Source organism: Salmonella sp. 32070601201500089SM, assembly GCF_017573605.1.
In the GTDB taxonomy this organism is placed as follows: domain Bacteria; phylum Pseudomonadota; class Gammaproteobacteria; order Enterobacterales; family Enterobacteriaceae; genus Salmonella; species Salmonella enterica.
The window spans coordinates 1-17,169 of sequence record NZ_JAGETK010000026.1; the positions used below are offsets into that span (position 1 = coordinate 1).

Sequence of the window (17,169 nt, forward strand, 5' to 3'; positions counted from 1 at the left end):
TACGGGCCGTAAGTAACGAAGTTTGATGCAAATGTCAGATCGTATGCGCCTGTTAGGGCGCGGCTGGTAAGAAAGCCTTACAGGCGCATCAGAAAAACCTCCGGCTATGCCGGAGGATATTTATTTATATCAGGCAAAAATCGTCATCAGATAGGCGGCAAATAAAGCCAGATGCGCCGCGCCGTTTAGCACGTTGGTGCGTCCGGTAGAGAACGAAATATGGCACAGCACTAACGAGGCCACCATCACTACCATTTCCGGCGCGCCTAAACCAAACACCAGATCATTACCTGTCGCCCAGGCGATGAGCGTGACGACCGGCACGGTTAATGAAATCGTCGCCAACACCGATCCGAAGAACAGATTCATTGCCCGCTGAACCTGATTATTCAGTACCGCCTTCAGCGCGCCCAGTCCTTCCGGCGAGAGAATTAACAGCGCGACCAGGAAACCGGTAAAGGCGACCGGGGCGTTCATGCTGGTCAGCAACGCCTCCAGCGGGCTGGCATTCATTTTGGTAACGGCAATGACCGCAATTAAATGAATGAGTAACCAGACCGTATGCCAGCCGCTACTGTGCGCGGAGGGTTTACCGTGGTGTGGATTGTCATCATCGCCTTCATCTTCATGTTCATAGATAAATAAGCTCTGGTGCGTTTTGGTTTGAATCAACAAAAATACGCCGTACATCGCGGCGGAAATTAACGCGACCAATAATGCCTGACCGGTAGAGAAATTGGCTTGCGGCAATGCCATTGGAAAAACCAGCACAATAATCGCCAGCGGAAACAGCGCGATAAGATACTGCTTAATCCCGAATAAATTCATATATTGCGTTGCGAATTTACGCCCGCCCAACAACAACGAGAAACCGACCAGTCCCCCGGTGACAATCATAATAATAGAGTAGAGCGTATCGCGCATAAGCGTTGGCGCAGCATCGCCGGTAGCCATCAGCGCTGAAATTAAACTCACCTCAAGAATAACGACGGACAGGCTTAAAATAAGCGATCCATAGGGTTCGCCGAGTCGATGCGCTAATACATCGGCATGACGGACCACGCTAAATGCGCTGCTTAAAATACCAATAAGTGCAAGGATATTGATGCCAATAACCACTGGTAGTGACTGTCTGCTTCCCCAAAGGAACAGCACTACCAGCGCAAGAATCGGGAAAATAAGCGAAGTCTCCTTATGGCGGGTTTTCACCGCCTCACAGGCATGTGTCATGAGGGTCTCCCTTGTGCAGGTGTTAATATTTTGGAAAGAGTAAAGAAGGTAAAAATAGCAGAAATTTGTATTTTTTTAGTGGTTTTTTACGTAGTTTTACGGCGTAGACGATTTTTTTCTTTCAAGGTCAGTAAAACAACGATCTTGTTTTAACAGTGTTTAAATAACAAAAAGTTAATTTCCGTAAAAAGCAAAAATCCTCCTCGACTGGCGTAATAACGCATTGTTTACCACACTTAATGTTTTCCCTGAAGACGGAGGCGCTGATGCCGTATAAAGCCAAAAGTGATTTACCCGATAATGTGCGGAATGTTCTTCCAACCCATGCCCAGGACATTTACAAAGAAGCGTTTAATAGCGCCTGGGAGCAATATAAAGATAAAGCCGATCGTCGTGATGACGCCAGTCGCGAGGAAACCGCACACAAAGTCGCCTGGGCGGCGGTTAAAAACGATTATGAAAAAGGCGAGGATGATAAATGGCATAAGAAAAAATAAACGCGGTATTACTCACGTGTTGGCCTGATTTTCTTGCCGGTAGTCTATCCTGACGCGGGAGCTTTTCCCGCGTACAGATTCAAAATGTCAGCACTTTGTCCGCTGCCAGCGTCCATTGCGCCAGCTCGGCCAGCGTTCCGATTTCCACACCGTCAATCAGCGGCAGGGGAGTGATACCACGTCCGTCCGCACAGGTTTTGCATAATTTTACCGGTACGTTTTGCGCGGTCAGAATTTCCAGCATTTGCTGAATATTGTAGCCTTCGGCTGGTTTTTGACCGCGTAACCCTGCGGTTACGGCATCTGACATCAAAAACAGGCGTAAATCGAGATGGCTTTCCTGCTCGCGCAGCGCAATGGCCAGACGCAGGCTATTAAATAATGATTCGCTGCCGTAGGCGGCGCCGTTAGCGATAATGACGATATTTTGCATGGATAACCCTTCTCCTCGAGAAATTTTGTCGACAATGGCGTTATGTTACCTCGGGAACCGGGTACCGCCAAATGCGTGGAGAAAATCCCGGGACGCTCTGCGGAAAAAATAAGGATATTCCTGGAAGCACGAGAAAAGGCTGCAAAACCTGTCCGGACACGTTATGGTTTACTCTGATGCCATTCCTCTTATCTTTTGTTGTAGAAGTTGCCGACACGTTGAGCCGTATTGTTTTTCGTTCATTCTCACTCTCGCTTCTCTTGCTGGCTGCCAGCGGTACGATCCGTGCGCAGGCGCAAGATCCTTTCACGCAAAACCGTCTGCCGGATTTAGGCATGATGCCGGAATCCCACGAAGGGGAAAAGCATTTTGCCGAGATGGCCAAAGCGTTTGGCGAAGCCAGCATGAAAAATAACGATCTGGATACTGGTGAACAGGCGCGGCAATTCGCTTTCGGACAGGTACGCGATGTGGTCAGCGAGCAGGTTAACCAGCAGCTTGAAAGCTGGCTATCAGCCTGGGGCAGCGCCAGCGTGGATATTAACGTCGATAACGAAGGTCATTTTAACGGCAGTCGCGGAAGCTGGTTTATCCCTTTACAGGATAAACAGCGCTATCTGACCTGGAGCCAGCTTGGTCTTACGCAACAGACTGACGGACTGGTAAGCAACATTGGCGTAGGACAGCGCTGGGCGCAGGATGGCTGGCTTCTTGGCTATAATACCTTTTACGATAATCTGCTGGATGAAAATCTACAGCGCGCCGGCTTTGGCGCGGAGGCGTGGGGAGAATATTTGCGTTTATCCGCCAACTATTATCAGCCTTTTGCCGACTGGCAGACGCATACGGCGACCTTAGAACAGCGAATGGCGCGCGGATATGATATCAACGCGCAAATGCGCCTGCCGTTTTACCAGCATATCAATACCAGCGTTAGTCTGGAGCAGTACTTTGGCGATAGCGTGGATCTGTTTGACTCCGGAACGGGGTATCACAATCCTGTCGCGTTAAAACTGGGTCTCAACTATACGCCAGTACCTTTGCTTACCATGACCGCCCAGCACAAACAGGGCGAGAGCGGGGTCAGTCAGAATAACCTGGGGCTGACGCTTAACTACCGCTTCGGCGTGCCGCTCAAAAAGCAGCTTGCCGCCAGTGAAGTGGCGCAAAGCCAGTCATTACGCGGTAGCCGCTATGATACGCCGCAACGTAACTCGCTGCCGACAATGGAGTATCGGCAGCGTAAAACGTTAACGGTTTTTCTGGCGACGCCGCCCTGGGATCTTACGCCTGGTGAGACGGTTGCGTTAAAATTGCAGGTGCGCAGCGTGCACGGTATTCGTCATTTGAGCTGGCAGGGCGATACACAGGCATTAAGTTTGACGGCAGGAACGGACACCCGCAGTACCGAGGGCTGGACAATCATTATGCCGGCTTGGGATCACCGCGAAGGCGCGGCAAATCGCTGGCGTTTATCGGTGGTGGTTGAAGATGAAAAAGGTCAGCGTGTCTCTTCCAATGAGATCACGCTCGCGCTGACTGAACCGTTTATCACGATGCCGGACGATAATCCGCATTGGCAACCGTTCCAGGAGCAATAATTAAAAGATGCGTTCCTGATGCACCCAGACGGCGGCCTCCACGCGCGATTTCAGCTTCATTTTCTTGAGCATATGTTTCACGTGCACTTTGACCGTACTTTCGGTGATATCCAGACGCCGGGCAATCATCTTATTCGGCAATCCCTGCGCGATGAGCTTCAGAATATCGCGCTCACGCGGGGTGAGTTGCGTTACATCGCGATCGGTGGTGGCGCGGTTGGCCCGCAGGCTGGCCGCCAGTACCGGCGTTAACGCTTCACTTAATACCATTTCGCCGGCGGCGGCCTGTTGTAACGCTTTGAGCAAGTCCTCCGGCTCCATGTCTTTCAACAGATAACCATCCGCGCCGCGCTTTAGCGCCGTGACGACATCTTCTTCATGGTTGGATACGCTGAAAACGACAATACGTCCTGACAGCGCTTTTTCGCGTAATTTATCCAGCGTTTCGAGACCATTCATTCCCGGCATATTCAAATCAAGGAGGATCAGATCGGGATCGAGCGATTCCGCCAGGTCAATACCCTGCTCACCGTTGCTGGCTTCTCCGACCACGCTGATATCGGGCGCCATACTCACAAGCTGCTTTACACCCGTGCGTAGCATCGGATGGTCGTCGATTAACAGGATGGTTGCCGGTTCCTGATTATTCATGGGTATCTCCCTGGGTTTCTGTGAAGTTTGTTTCTGGAATAAAAGTAACAGTGACCTCTGTTCCGCCAGTCTCGCGTCGGCGTACCTGGCAATCGCCGCGCAAACTTTGCGCCCGATCGCGCATGATGATCATGCCGTAGTGATTACTGCGTTCGGCGTTTTCCGGGACGCCGCAGCCATTATCCTGCACTTTTAGTTTGACCTGTTTGCCACATTGCGTCACTGTCACCACCACATCGTCGGCATGAGAGTGTTTAAGGGCGTTGCTGAGGGCTTCCCTGGCAATTTGCAACAGGTGTATCGCCTGGTGTGACGGCACCAGGCGGGGGGGAAGCTGATAATCCAGTTTTACCGTAAAGCCAAACCGGGCGCTGAACTCCTGGCAGCTTGCTTCCAGCGCCGGACGTAGCCCGGGTTCCGTCAACTGTAAGCGGAAAGTGGTTAACAGTTCGCGCAGTTGCGCCCAGGAGCAGTTCAGCTCATTGCGAATTTGGCTGAGTAACTCACGGCTGCTTTCCGGTAACACGTCGCCCTGCATTTGCAGGCAGCTCACCTGCATCTTCATACAAGAGAGCGACTGGGCAATAGAATCATGCAGTTCGCGGGCAATGGTGGCACGCTCTTCCATGACAATCAACTGCTGCTGGCGCTCCTGATGCCTGTCGAGCGCCAGAGTCGCGGTAAGCTGTTCAACCAGCGTGTCCACCAACTGTTGCTGATCGTGGCTGAGATGGCGTCCATAGGGCAGCGTCGCCAGCAAAATACCGTATTGGGTGTGAGAGTCGGTGAGCCGCCATTTTAAGGTGGTGCCGCCGTTAATCATCGGCAGGGCGCTACGTGGGCAAAGGTGGCAGCCTTTATCATCGCAACTGATGTCCGACTGACAGGTAAATTCCTGATGATTATCTTCATCTTCCAGGTCATAGACTCGCAGCTCAATATCATGCAACTGGGTTAAATTTTGCAGGCCATTCAGTACCGGCGAAAGACGTTCACATAGCGGAGCCTGTGAATGCAGTCGGCGGTTGGCTTGCCACAAAAACGAGAGAATCTGGTTTTTATGTTCCAGACCGGCTGTTTTTTCCTGTACGCGCTGTTCCAGTACCGCATAACTTTCGGCCAGTTCTTCAGACATATTATTGAGCGCAGAACCCAACGCGGCCATCTCATTGCGTCCACTGATATTGGCACGTTGGGTAAAGTCGCGCTGACTGACGGCGCGCGCCATTGATAACAACTGTTTCCAGGGCTGCAAAAGGCGAACACGTAGCCAGATAATCGTAAATACCAGCAATAGCGCCATAAAGATCGCCATTACCCGGTGAACTAATACCACGCGTTCGATACGCAATTCAGTAGTATGGTCGAACGACGTCACTAGGCGATCCAGGCCCGCCACAAAGCGCGTGACATCTTCTGCGACCGCGTGCGCGTTTTGCGCGTGCTGTAGTCCTGGCGAGAGTTCGTTATGCCAGTAATCCTGCAACGCTTTAAGCTGCTTCTGCTGCCCGTCTCGCTCAGCGGCGCGGGTCAGTTCCGGGCTGAATGCCGTTTGCTCCATCTCATCCAGCAGCTTTTGATCTTTAGCATCCAGCGGGACAGCTGCCAGTAGTCGATAGCTTTGCATACGCAATGAGCCCGCTTTATTAATCGCATGAGCGCTACCCTGTACGCCCTGAACCAGCCAGCCGGAAACCGCCATCCCCGCCACGCCGATAGCGGTAGAGAGCATGACAATCAGCGCCAGTTGGTTAACCAGCGTAAGAGGAGAGAAACACCGTTTAAACATGTTACCTTCTTTCTTCGGGGTAATGTCGCCGAAAAAACGTAGCAAAAAAGAGGGGCGTCAATCGGCTGTGCCGCTATTCTCAACGATACAGCGGAGTATACCCATACCTATAACGAGTTACTCCTTAATTGCCGCCGTAGAGAGGTATCTGCGACGGGAAGGAGTAGACAGACACAGCATGGTGAAAAACCACAGCTTTTTTACCAAAATAGCCTACTCATTAAGGGTAATAACTATTTTTAGTCGCCGGTGATGACGACTTTTCCTTTGATTTATATCAACTTACCTTCGGCAGTAAACCCTAATGTGGCAGACATCAAATCAAGAATCAGAGGTGTCTATGAGTCACTCATCCGCCCCGGAAAGGGCAACTGGCGCTGTTATCACGGAATGGCGTCCGGAAGATCCGGCATTCTGGCAGCAGCGCGGCCATCGTGTCGCCAGCCGTAATTTGTGGATTTCTGTCCCGTGTTTACTGCTGGCGTTTTGCGTCTGGATGCTATTCAGCGCAGTGGCGGTGAACCTGCCGAAAGTGGGATTTAATTTTACGACCGATCAGCTCTTTATGTTGACTGCGCTGCCATCTGTTTCCGGCGCGCTGCTACGGGTGCCTTACTCCTTTATGGTGCCGCTATTTGGCGGACGTCGCTGGACAGCGTTCAGTACCGGTATCCTCATCGTGCCTTGCGTATGGTTAGGCTTTGCGGTTCAGGATACCAGTACGCCATTTAGCACTTTCATTATTATTTCCTTGCTGTGTGGTTTTGCCGGCGCGAACTTTGCCTCCAGTATGGCGAACATCAGCTTTTTCTTTCCTAAACAAAAGCAGGGCGGCGCGCTGGGTCTGAACGGCGGTCTGGGCAATATGGGCGTGAGTGTGATGCAGCTGGTTGCGCCGCTGGTGGTTTCGCTCTCTATCTTTGCCGCCTTTGGCAGCCACGGTGTAGAGCAGCCGGACGGTTCTCAGCTCTATCTGGCGAACGCAGCCTGGATTTGGGTGCCTTTCCTGGCCATTTTTACGCTGGCAGCGTGGTTCGGCATGAACGAACTGGCGACGTCTAAGGCCTCGCTAAAAGAGCAACTGCCGGTGCTCAAACGTGGTCATCTGTGGATCATGAGTCTGCTGTATCTGGCGACCTTCGGATCGTTTATCGGTTTCTCCGCGGGGTTCGCTATGCTGTCTAAAACGCAATTCCCGGATGTGCAGATCCTGCATTATGCGTTTTTCGGTCCGTTTATCGGCGCGCTGGCGCGTTCGGCAGGCGGCGCAATTTCTGACCGTCTGGGGGGGACTCGCGTCACGCTTATCAACTTTGTCCTGATGGCGATTTTCAGCGGTCTGCTGTTCCTGACATTACCTACTGGCGGCGTTGGCGGTAGCTTTATCGCGTTCTACGGGGTATTTCTGGCGCTGTTCCTGACGGCTGGGTTGGGGAGTGGTTCTACCTTCCAGATGATCTCCGTTATCTTCCGTAAACTGACGATGGACCGGGTAAAAGCGGAAGGCGGGTCGGACGAAAGAGCCATGCGTGAAGCGGCGACCGATACGGCGGCGGCGCTGGGCTTTATTTCCGCGATTGGCGCGATTGGCGGCTTTTTTATTCCGAAAGCGTTTGGTTCATCTTTAGCCTTAACCGGTTCGCCAGTCGGCGCGATGAAAGTCTTTCTTATTTTCTATATCGCCTGCGTCGTTATTACCTGGGCGGTATATGGACGTCATTCTAAAAATAAAAAGTAACTTTTGATTATCCTTTGCGCGGCGTTAGACCGCGCTTTTTTTTACCCGCATTTAGTTACAACATACTTATAATCAAGAAGAGAGGCGCGACAGGGCTGACCACGCACATTTTTATCGGTCATCCAGGGGGATACCCCTTAATACCCACTTGTTGAAAATTTAACATTCATGTCGTGCGTAAATTTAATTTTATGTAATTAAATCAGTAATATATATAAATAAAACTCCTCCTCCAAAAGGAGTATGCAGGAGGTTTGCGCGCCATTTGCATCCCTGTCCGCCTTGATCGTTATCAATTCTCACGCCCATTCAGCGCGTTACCTTCGCCCTTAGTTAAGCAATGTCGATTTATCAGAGAGCCGTAAGGTTCCACACAGGAGAAACCCGATGAGTAAATTCCTGGACCGGTTTCGCTACTTCAAGCAGAAGGGCGAAACCTTTGCCGATGGGCACGGCCAGCTTCTCGAAACAAACCGGGACTGGGAGGACGGATACCGCCAACGTTGGCAGCATGACAAAATTGTGCGCTCAACCCATGGGGTGAACTGCACCGGTTCTTGTAGCTGGAAAATTTATGTCAAAAATGGTCTGGTGACCTGGGAAACACAGCAAACCGATTACCCACGCACCCGTCCCGATATGCCAAACCATGAACCTCGCGGCTGCCCGCGCGGGGCAAGTTACTCCTGGTATCTCTACAGCGCTAACCGACTGAAATATCCGCTAATGCGCAAACGTCTGATGAAGATGTGGCGCGAGGCGAAAAAACTGCATCGCGATCCGGTAGAGGCATGGGCCTCCATTATTGAAGATGCCGATAAAGCCAAAAGCTTCAAACAGGCGCGTGGTCGTGGCGGCTTTGTTCGCTCCTCATGGCAGGAAGTGAACGAGCTGATCGCCGCCTCCAACGTGTACACCGTGAAAACCTATGGTCCTGACCGCGTCGCGGGCTTCTCACCCATTCCGGCGATGTCGATGGTCTCCTACGCTTCCGGCGCACGTTATCTTTCGCTGATTGGCGGTACCTGCCTGAGCTTCTACGACTGGTACTGCGACCTGCCGCCAGCCTCCCCGCAAACCTGGGGCGAGCAGACCGACGTGCCGGAATCCGCTGACTGGTACAACTCCAGCTATATTATCGCCTGGGGCTCTAACGTGCCGCAAACCCGTACGCCGGATGCCCACTTCTTTACCGAAGTACGTTACAAAGGCACCAAAACCGTCGCGGTGACGCCGGACTATGCTGAAATCGCCAAACTGTGCGATCTGTGGCTGGCACCGAAGCAGGGGACCGATGCGGCGATGGCGCTGGCGATGGGCCACGTCATGCTGCGCGAGTTCCACCTCGACAACCCGCGCCAGTACTTCACCGATTATGTCCGTCGCTATACCGACATGCCAATGCTGGTGATGCTTGAAGAGCGTGATGGTTATTATGCCGCAGGTCGTATGCTGCGCGCTGCCGATCTCGTTGATTCGCTGGGGCAGGAAAATAACCCGGAATGGAAAACCGTCGCTATCAACAGCAACGGTGAAATGGTGGCGCCAAACGGTTCAATTGGTTTCCGCTGGGGCGAAAAAGGCAAATGGAACCTCGAACAGCGCGACGGGACTACCGGTGCAGAAACTGAATTGCAGCTCAGCTTGCTGGGCAGCCAGGATGAGATTGCTGGCGTGGGCTTCCCGTATTTCGGCGGCGAGGGTTCAGAGTACTTTAATCATGTGGCGCTGGATAACGTCCTGCTGCATAAACTGCCGGCAAAACGTCTGCAACTGGCCGATGGCTCTTCAGCGTTAGTCACCACCGTGTATGACCTGACCATGGCGAACTATGGTCTGGAACGCGGCCTGAACGATGAAAATTGTGCCGCCAGTTATGATGATACCAAAGCGTATACGCCAGCATGGGCCGAGCAGATCACCGGCGTGCCGCGGGCGCAGATCATCCGTATCGCACGGGAGTTCGCCGATAACGCGGACAAAACGCACGGGCGTTCAATGATTATCGTTGGCGCCGGTCTGAACCACTGGTATCACCTCGATATGAACTATCGCGGGCTGATCAATATGTTGGTGTTCTGTGGTTGCGTTGGTCAGAGCGGCGGCGGTTGGGCGCACTACGTCGGCCAGGAAAAACTGCGTCCGCAGACCGGCTGGCAGCCGCTGGCGTTTGCCCTTGACTGGCAGCGTCCGGCGCGTCACATGAATAGCACCTCTTACTTCTATAACCACTCCAGCCAGTGGCGCTACGAGACGGTGACCGCCGAGGAGTTACTGTCGCCGATGGCGGACAAATCCCGCTATAGCGGTCATCTGATTGACTTCAATGTGCGCGCCGAGCGTATGGGCTGGTTGCCGTCGGCGCCGCAGTTAGGCACTAACCCGCTGTATATTGCGCGTGAAGCGGAAAAAGCCGGTATGACGCCGGTAGATTATACCGTCAAATCCCTGAAAGAGGGTTCGATTCGCTTTGCCGCCGAGCAGCCGGAAAACGGTAAAAACCACCCGCGTAACCTGTTCATCTGGCGTTCTAACCTGCTTGGGTCTTCCGGTAAGGGCCATGAGTATATGCTGAAATATCTGCTGGGTACTGAGCATGGTATTCAGGGGCTGGATCTGGGTAAACAGGGCGGAGTGAAGCCGGAAGAAGTGGAGTGGCGTGACAATGGCCTGGACGGCAAACTGGATCTGGTGGTGACGCTGGATTTCCGCCTGTCGAGCACCTGCCTGTACTCCGATATCGTACTGCCGACGGCGACCTGGTATGAAAAAGACGATATGAATACCTCGGATATGCATCCGTTTATTCATCCGCTGTCTGCCGCCGTAGATCCGGCCTGGGAATCGAAAAGCGACTGGGAAATCTACAAAGGCATTGCGAAGAAATTCTCCGAAGTCTGTGTAGGCCACCTGGGTAAAGAGACTGACGTCGTGACGCTGCCGATCCAGCACGATTCTGCCGCTGAACTGGCGCAGCCGCTGGACGTGAAAGACTGGAAAAAAGGCGAATGCGATCTGATTCCAGGGAAAACCGCGCCGCACATCATGACCGTTGAGCGCGATTACCCGGCGACTTACGAACGCTTTACCTCTATCGGCCCGCTGATGGAGAAAATCGGCAACGGCGGGAAAGGGATTGCCTGGAACACGCAAAGCGAAATGGACTTGCTGCGTAAGCTTAATTACACCAAAGCGGACGGTCCGGCGAAAGGCCAGCCGATGCTCAACACGGCGATTGACGCGGCAGAGATGATCCTGACGTTAGCGCCGGAAACCAACGGTCAGGTGGCGGTGAAAGCCTGGGCGGCGCTGAGCGAGTTTACCGGTCGCGACCATACGCATCTGGCAACCAATAAAGAAGAAGAGAAAATCCGCTTCCGCGATATTCAGGCCCAGCCGCGCAAAATTATCTCCAGCCCGACCTGGTCTGGTCTGGAAGATGAGCACGTTTCTTATAACGCCGGTTATACCAACGTTCACGAGCTGATCCCATGGCGTACGCTGTCTGGTCGCCAACAGTTGTATCAGGATCACCAGTGGATGCGCGACTTCGGCGAAAGTCTGCTGGTGTATCGCCCACCGATCGACACCCGCTCGGTGAAAGCGGTGATGGGGCGTAAATCCAACGGTAATCCGGAGAAGGCGCTCAACTTCCTGACGCCGCACCAGAAATGGGGTATCCACTCGACCTACAGCGATAACCTGTTGATGCTGACCTTGTCGCGTGGCGGCCCGATTGTGTGGATGAGCGAAACCGACGCCAAAGATCTGGGCATTGAAGATAACGACTGGATCGAAGTCTTCAACAGTAACGGCGCATTGACCGCACGTGCAGTGGTCAGCCAGCGTGTACCGGCGGGCATGACCATGATGTACCACGCGCAGGAACGTATCGTAAACCTGCCGGGGTCGGAAATTACCCAGCAGCGCGGCGGTATTCATAACTCGGTGACGCGCATTACGCCGAAACCGACCCATATGATCGGCGGCTATGCGCAGTTAGCCTACGGCTTTAACTACTACGGTACCGTCGGCTCCAACCGCGATGAGTTTGTGGTGGTACGTAAGATGAAGAACATTAACTGGTTGGATGGCGAAGGCAATGACCAGGTACAGGAGAGCGTAAAATGAAAATTCGTTCACAAGTCGGCATGGTGCTGAATCTCGATAAGTGCATCGGCTGTCATACCTGTTCAGTCACCTGTAAAAACGTCTGGACCAGTCGCGAAGGTATGGAATACGCCTGGTTTAACAACGTAGAAAGTAAGCCTGGCGTTGGTTTTCCGAATGACTGGGAAAATCAGGAAAAATGGAAAGGCGGCTGGATCCGCAAAATCAACGGCAAACTACAGCCGCGCATGGGCAACCGGGCGCTGCTGCTGGGTAAAATCTTCGCTAACCCGCATCTGCCGGGCATCGACGACTACTACGAGCCGTTTGATTACGACTACCAGAACCTGCATACCGCGCCGGAAAGCAAACATCAGCCGATCGCGCGTCCGCGCTCGCTGATTACCGGCCAGCGGATGGACAAAATTACCAGCGGGCCAAACTGGGAAGAGATTCTGGGCGGCGAGTTCGAAAAACGCGCTAAAGACCAGAACTTTGAAAACATGCAGAAGGCGATGTACGGCCAGTTCGAAAACACCTTCATGATGTACCTGCCGCGCCTGTGCGAGCACTGTCTCAACCCGGCGTGCGTGGCGACCTGCCCGAGCGGTGCTATCTACAAGCGTGAAGAAGATGGCATCGTGCTGATCGACCAGGACAAGTGCCGCGGCTGGCGGATGTGCATCACCGGCTGCCCGTACAAGAAGATTTACTTCAACTGGAAGAGCGGCAAGTCCGAGAAGTGCATCTTCTGCTACCCGCGTATCGAAGCTGGTCAGCCGACTGTTTGCTCGGAAACCTGCGTGGGTCGTATCCGTTATCTTGGCGTACTGCTGTATGACGCCGATGCCATTGAAAGCGCCGCCAGTACGGAAAACGAAAAAGATCTGTACCAGCGTCAACTGGACGTGTTCCTCGATCCAAACGATCCGGCTGTCATTGAGCAGGCGCTGAAGGACGGCGTGCCGCAGAGCGTGATCGATGCGGCGCAGCAATCGCCAGTGTACAAAATGGCGATGGACTGGAAGCTGGCGCTGCCGCTGCATCCGGAATACCGCACGCTGCCGATGGTCTGGTACGTGCCGCCGCTGTCGCCGATTCAGTCTGCCGCCGACGCGGGTGAACTGGGCAGCAACGGTATTCTGCCGGATGTAGACAGTCTGCGTATCCCGGTGCAGTACCTGGCGAACTTGTTGACCGCTGGCGACACCCAGCCGGTACTGTTGGCGCTGAAACGGATGCTGGCGATGCGTCACTACAAACGTGCGGAAACCGTAGACGGTAAAGTGGATACCCGCGCGCTGGAAGAGGTGGGTTTAAGCGAAGCCCAGGCGCAGGAAATGTATCGTTATCTGGCGATTGCTAATTATGAAGATCGCTTTGTGGTACCGAGCAGCCATCGTGAACTGGCGCGTGACGCATTCCCGGAGAAAAGCGGTTGTGGCTTTACCTTCGGCGATGGTTGCCACGGGTCTGATACCAAATTCAATCTGTTCAACAGCCGCCGCATCGACGCTGTTGATGTGACCAGCAAAACGGAGCCGCACGCATGATTGAACTCGTCATTGTTTCGCGTCTGCTCGAGTACCCGGATGCTGCCCTGTGGCAGCATCAGCAGGAGTTGTTCGATGCGCTCGCGTCATCTGAGAACCTGGATAAAGAGGATGCCCAGACTCTGGGCGTTTTCCTGCGCGATTTAACCGCGCAGGACATGCTGGATGTACAGGCCGCCTACAGTGAACTGTTTGACCGTGGTCGCGCCACATCGCTGCTGCTGTTTGAACATGTACACGGGGAATCCCGCGATCGCGGTCAGGCGATGGTTGACCTGATGGCACAGTATGAGCAGCACGGTTTGCAGCTCGACAGCCGCGAACTTCCCGATCATCTGCCGCTGTATCTGGAATACCTTGCGCAATTGCCGAAAAGTGAAGCGTTAGGGGGTTTACAGGATATCGCGCCGATTCTGGCGCTGCTCAGCGCACGTTTGCAACAGCGTGACAGCCGTTATGCGGTGCTGTTCGATCTGCTGTTAAAACTGGCGAATACCGTTATCGACAGCGACAAAGTGGCTGAAAAAATTGCGAATGAAGCACGTGATGATACCCCACAGGCGTTGGATGCGGTCTGGGAAGAAGAGCAGGTGAAATTCTTCGCCGATCAGGGGTGTGGCGAGTCGGAAATCTCCGCTCACCAGCGTCGTTTTGCCGGGGCCGTGGCGCCGCAATATCTGAATATCACCACCGGAGGACAGCACTAATGCACTTCCTGAATATGTTCTTCTTTGATATCTACCCGTACATTGCCGGATCGGTATTTCTGATCGGTAGTTGGTTACGTTACGACTACGGCCAGTACACCTGGCGGGCGGCTTCCAGTCAGATGCTGGATCGCAAAGGAATGAACCTGGCGTCAAACCTGTTCCACATTGGGATTCTGGGTATTTTCGCCGGTCACTTCCTGGGCATGTTAACGCCGCACTGGATGTATGAAGCTTTTCTGCCGGTCGACGTGAAGCAGAAGATGGCGATGATTGCCGGCGGCGCCTGCGGCGTGCTGACGCTGGTTGGCGGTATTTTACTGCTCAAGCGTCGTCTGTTTAGCCCACGTGTCCGCGCCACCACTACCGGCGCAGATATTTTGATTCTCTCGCTGCTGGTGATTCAGTGCGCGCTGGGCCTGCTGACCATTCCGTTCTCCGCCCAGCATATGGACGGGAGTGAAATGATGAAGCTGGTCGGGTGGGCGCAGTCAGTTGTGACCTTCCACGGTGGCGCATCCGCACATCTGGATGGTGTAGCCTTTATCTTCCGTATGCACCTGGTACTGGGGATGACGCTGTTCCTGTTGTTCCCATTCTCGCGCCTGGTGCATATCTGGAGCGTGCCGGTCGAGTATCTGACCCGCAAATACCAGATTGTTCGTGCACGTCACTGATTTTCTCTCGATGCCCTAAACTCCGCTTCGGCGGAGTTTTTTTATGGCTGTTTGCCGGAGTGCGGCATAAATGCCTTATCGACCGCCGCCTTGTTTCGTTTACAGCGGGTCTGCCATGTCTGGCATCTGAATCCGTACTCTTTGTTTTTGGGTTTATTCAGCATCTGTGCGAGTTTTTTGTAAGCAGAAAAATGATGATGCAGCATATAATCACGCCATAAACGACAATAAGGATAGTTGTATGCGTTTTTCATCAATTTTCAAAATAATAATATTAAATATATTTATTTCAAAAATGGCTCACGCTGCTGTCTGCGAGGAGCGCTATCCCGCCGACTCAGAAGAATGCCAGTACGTTCAGGAATTAGAGCAAAAAGCGGAACAAGGAGATGAAAGCGCGCAGTTCTCGCTTGGAAGCTGGTATGCGGAGGGGCGATACGTTAAGCCTGATTATAAACTAGCCATAAAATGGCTGGAGAAAGCGGGTAAACAAGGTTCTGATTTTTCCTATTTCATCCTTGGCTATCATTACAACTATGGTGAAAATTTTCCACTTAGTCGACAAAAAGCGCTGGAGTGGTATCGCAAGGCGGCAGAGCTAGGGGATAGTAGTACGCAAGAAATCCTCGGTGACGCCTATATGTATGGCGATGGGTTTCCCCAAAATACCCAGCTAGCGCTGGAGTGGTATCGAAAAGCCGCCTCTCCAACCAATGATGCGGGCGTTGTCCGCGGACAGGGTTCAGCTTCGTCAGCACAATTTAAGCTTGGAGTAATGTACGCCCACGGTCAGGGCGTTCCTCAGGATTATCAGCAAACGGCGATCTTGATGCGTAAAGCGGCGGAAAATATGTACTACCCCGCGCAACTTTATCTCGGCGTTGCCTATTTTTATGGTGAAGGCGTGCCTCAGGATTATCGTCAGGCAGTTTACTGGCTTAATGAAGGTATACCAGGCAGCTATACGCCAGGCCACATTCCGCTGAATGCGCTCTATGATAAAGCGCATCCCGCTGACCGGGTTCACTCTCAGACGTGGTATCGAAAAACAGCGCAACGCGTGATGGCAAAGGTACAGTACAATTTTGGCGTATGGTATTACAACGGTTATCACTTATTGAAAGATCACAACCTGGCGCTGGAGTGGTATCGCAGAGCCGCAGCGCAAGGATTGGCCGAGGCGCAGGATGCGATCGGCGTGATGTTTATGCAGGGTGAGGGCGTTTCTCAGGACTACCAACAGGCGCTGGCGTGGTATCGCAAAGCCGCTCGCCAGGGGCTGCCTGCTGCGCAAACGCATCTGGGCATCATGTCTGCATTTGGTCGCGGCGTCGCGCAAAGCGACAGACAGGCTATCGCATGGTATCGAAAAGCAGCAAAACAGGATTTTGCGAAAGCGCAATATCAGCTTGGCGTAGCATATAGCACGGGAAGAGGCGTGCCTGAAAATAGCCGGAATGCGCTGAAGTGGTACCTCAAAGCGGCAGAGCAGGGGTTTACTCCGGCACAATCAGCGCTTGGGGAAATTTATGCTCATGGGCGCCAGGGTGTGCCTAAAGATAATAAGCAGGCCTATATTTGGTATTACATGGCAAGTATATATACGGAAAAATCTAAGGATGATTGTTCAGCGCTCATTGCCGAAAGAAACCGACTCAAGGGAACGCTCACCCCAGATCAACTTAGCGAGACATATGCCGCCTTTGATCTCATCAGGCGAAAAATCAACCAATCAAAGGAGGCGAAAAAGATTGTCAGGAAGAAGTATTGATAAGATAGCCAATAAGCCATGGCGCCATGGAGTGCAGTCTGCCTGTGGGGTAAGGATACGGGGCAGTGCTGATTGATTTGAAATTGGTGCCTTATGAAGTAATGGTGGTGGGGGAAGGATTACTCAGCGCTGCGCGCTTCGCCCTTCGGGTCGTTGCCTGCGGCAACGCTTTCTCGCTGCGCTCGAATCGAACCTTAGTCGAAGCTTCTCATCCTTCCCCGCATGGGTAGAATTATGACAAACCGATGTCGAATGAAGGTTAGATGCTTTCTGAAAATCATGATGGTGGTGGGGGAAGGATTACTCAGCGCTGCGCGCTTCGCCCTTCGGGTCGTTGCCTGCGGCAACGCTTTCTCGCTGCGCTCGAATCGAACCTTAGTCGAAGCTTCTCATCCTTCCCCGCATGGGTAGA

At 53.0% G+C, this 17,169-nt stretch carries 12 protein-coding genes and 2 other RNA genes; 8 read left to right on the forward strand and 6 right to left on the reverse strand.

Features of this window, described 5'->3' with window-relative positions:
- Positions 1–129 precede the first annotated feature (129 nt).
- Positions 130–1,230, reverse strand: a complete 1,101-nt coding sequence (chaA, locus tag J4728_RS23410) for a sodium-potassium/proton antiporter ChaA (protein WP_208212503.1) — start codon at positions 1,228–1,230, stop codon at positions 130–132.
- 266 nt (positions 1,231–1,496) lie between these two features.
- Between chaA and chaB the strand changes: the two genes are divergently transcribed.
- Positions 1,497–1,727, forward strand: a complete 231-nt coding sequence (gene chaB / locus J4728_RS23415; protein WP_001519701.1) for a putative cation transport regulator ChaB — start codon at positions 1,497–1,499, stop codon at positions 1,725–1,727.
- A gap of 79 nt (positions 1,728–1,806) precedes the next feature.
- On the opposite strand, the gene J4728_RS23420 is transcribed toward chaB, so the two are convergent.
- On the reverse strand, positions 1,807–2,160 hold the full coding sequence (locus J4728_RS23420) for a DsrE/DsrF/TusD sulfur relay family protein (RefSeq protein ID WP_208212505.1): 354 nt from the start codon (positions 2,158–2,160) through the stop codon (positions 1,807–1,809).
- Positions 2,161–2,336: 176 nt separating this feature from the next.
- On the opposite strand from J4728_RS23420, the gene J4728_RS23425 reads away from it, so the two are divergent.
- Positions 2,337–3,761 carry a YchO/YchP family invasin gene (locus J4728_RS23425; protein ID WP_001116350.1) on the forward strand — a complete coding sequence of 475 codons (1,425 nt, stop codon included), beginning with the start codon at positions 2,337–2,339 and terminating at the stop codon, positions 3,759–3,761.
- Here J4728_RS23425 and narL read toward each other — a convergent pair whose 3' ends face one another.
- The gene (narL, locus tag J4728_RS23430; RefSeq protein WP_001064598.1) at positions 3,762–4,412 is read right to left on the reverse strand and encodes a two-component system response regulator NarL; all 651 of its coding nucleotides are present in this window, start codon (positions 4,410–4,412) and stop codon (positions 3,762–3,764) included. It abuts the gene before it with no gap.
- A complete protein-coding gene (gene narX / locus J4728_RS23435; protein WP_000476244.1) occupies positions 4,405–6,201 on the reverse strand; it encodes a nitrate/nitrite two-component system sensor histidine kinase NarX in 1,797 nt (598 codons plus the stop codon). The genes narL and narX overlap by 8 nt, the downstream gene beginning before the upstream one ends.
- Before the next feature lie 340 nt (positions 6,202–6,541).
- Between narX and narK the strand changes: the two genes are divergently transcribed.
- From narK to J4728_RS23465, 6 genes are all read left to right on the forward strand, one after another.
- The gene (gene narK / locus J4728_RS23440; protein ID WP_000019848.1) at positions 6,542–7,939 is read left to right on the forward strand and encodes a nitrate transporter NarK; all 1,398 of its coding nucleotides are present in this window, start codon (positions 6,542–6,544) and stop codon (positions 7,937–7,939) included.
- Positions 7,940–8,326: 387 nt separating this feature from the next.
- Positions 8,327–12,070 (forward strand): nitrate reductase subunit alpha, encoded by a 3,744-nt coding sequence (locus J4728_RS23445; RefSeq protein ID WP_208212507.1) that lies wholly within the window; start codon positions 8,327–8,329, stop codon positions 12,068–12,070.
- Positions 12,067–13,602: a nitrate reductase subunit beta gene (narH, locus tag J4728_RS23450; RefSeq protein WP_000702629.1), complete on the forward strand. Its 1,536-nt coding sequence runs from the start codon at positions 12,067–12,069 to the stop codon at positions 13,600–13,602. Before J4728_RS23445 ends, narH begins: the two co-directional genes overlap by 4 nt.
- Positions 13,599–14,309 carry a nitrate reductase molybdenum cofactor assembly chaperone gene (gene narJ, locus J4728_RS23455; RefSeq protein ID WP_000571668.1) on the forward strand — a complete coding sequence of 237 codons (711 nt, stop codon included), beginning with the start codon at positions 13,599–13,601 and terminating at the stop codon, positions 14,307–14,309. The genes narH and narJ overlap by 4 nt, the downstream gene beginning before the upstream one ends.
- On the forward strand, positions 14,309–14,986 hold the full coding sequence (gene narI, locus J4728_RS23460; RefSeq protein WP_000545594.1) for a respiratory nitrate reductase subunit gamma: 678 nt from the start codon (positions 14,309–14,311) through the stop codon (positions 14,984–14,986). Before narJ ends, narI begins: the two co-directional genes overlap by 1 nt.
- Before the next feature lie 241 nt (positions 14,987–15,227).
- The gene (locus J4728_RS23465) at positions 15,228–16,757 is read left to right on the forward strand and encodes a tetratricopeptide repeat protein (RefSeq protein ID WP_208212508.1); all 1,530 of its coding nucleotides are present in this window, start codon (positions 15,228–15,230) and stop codon (positions 16,755–16,757) included.
- A 102-nt stretch (positions 16,758–16,859) separates the two neighbouring features.
- On the opposite strand, the gene J4728_RS23470 is transcribed toward J4728_RS23465, so the two are convergent.
- Positions 16,860–16,990, reverse strand: a non-coding RNA gene (locus tag J4728_RS23470) — RtT sRNA.
- Positions 16,991–17,040: 50 nt separating this feature from the next.
- A non-coding RNA gene (locus J4728_RS23475) (RtT sRNA) lies at positions 17,041–17,169 on the reverse strand.

Bases quoted from the DNA above. Each gene is read 5' to 3' on its own strand.
- narL (WP_001064598.1), bottom strand. From the start codon at position 4,412: ATGAATAATCAGGAACCGGCAACCATCCTGTTAATCGACGACCATCCG.
- J4728_RS23465 (WP_208212508.1), top strand. From the start codon at position 15,228: ATGCGTTTTTCATCAATTTTCAAAATAATAATATTAAATATATTTATT.
- narH (WP_000702629.1), top strand. From the start codon at position 12,067: ATGAAAATTCGTTCACAAGTCGGCATGGTGCTGAATCTCGATAAGTGC.
- narI (WP_000545594.1), top strand. From the start codon at position 14,309: ATGCACTTCCTGAATATGTTCTTCTTTGATATCTACCCGTACATTGCC.
- chaB (WP_001519701.1), top strand. From the start codon at position 1,497: ATGCCGTATAAAGCCAAAAGTGATTTACCCGATAATGTGCGGAATGTT.
- narJ (WP_000571668.1), top strand. From the start codon at position 13,599: ATGATTGAACTCGTCATTGTTTCGCGTCTGCTCGAGTACCCGGATGCT.
- J4728_RS23420 (WP_208212505.1), bottom strand. From the start codon at position 2,160: ATGCAAAATATCGTCATTATCGCTAACGGCGCCGCCTACGGCAGCGAA.
- narX (WP_000476244.1), bottom strand. From the start codon at position 6,201: ATGTTTAAACGGTGTTTCTCTCCTCTTACGCTGGTTAACCAACTGGCG.
- narK (WP_000019848.1), top strand. From the start codon at position 6,542: ATGAGTCACTCATCCGCCCCGGAAAGGGCAACTGGCGCTGTTATCACG.
- chaA (WP_208212503.1), bottom strand. From the start codon at position 1,230: ATGACACATGCCTGTGAGGCGGTGAAAACCCGCCATAAGGAGACTTCG.
- J4728_RS23445 (WP_208212507.1), top strand. From the start codon at position 8,327: ATGAGTAAATTCCTGGACCGGTTTCGCTACTTCAAGCAGAAGGGCGAA.
- J4728_RS23425 (WP_001116350.1), top strand. From the start codon at position 2,337: ATGCCATTCCTCTTATCTTTTGTTGTAGAAGTTGCCGACACGTTGAGC.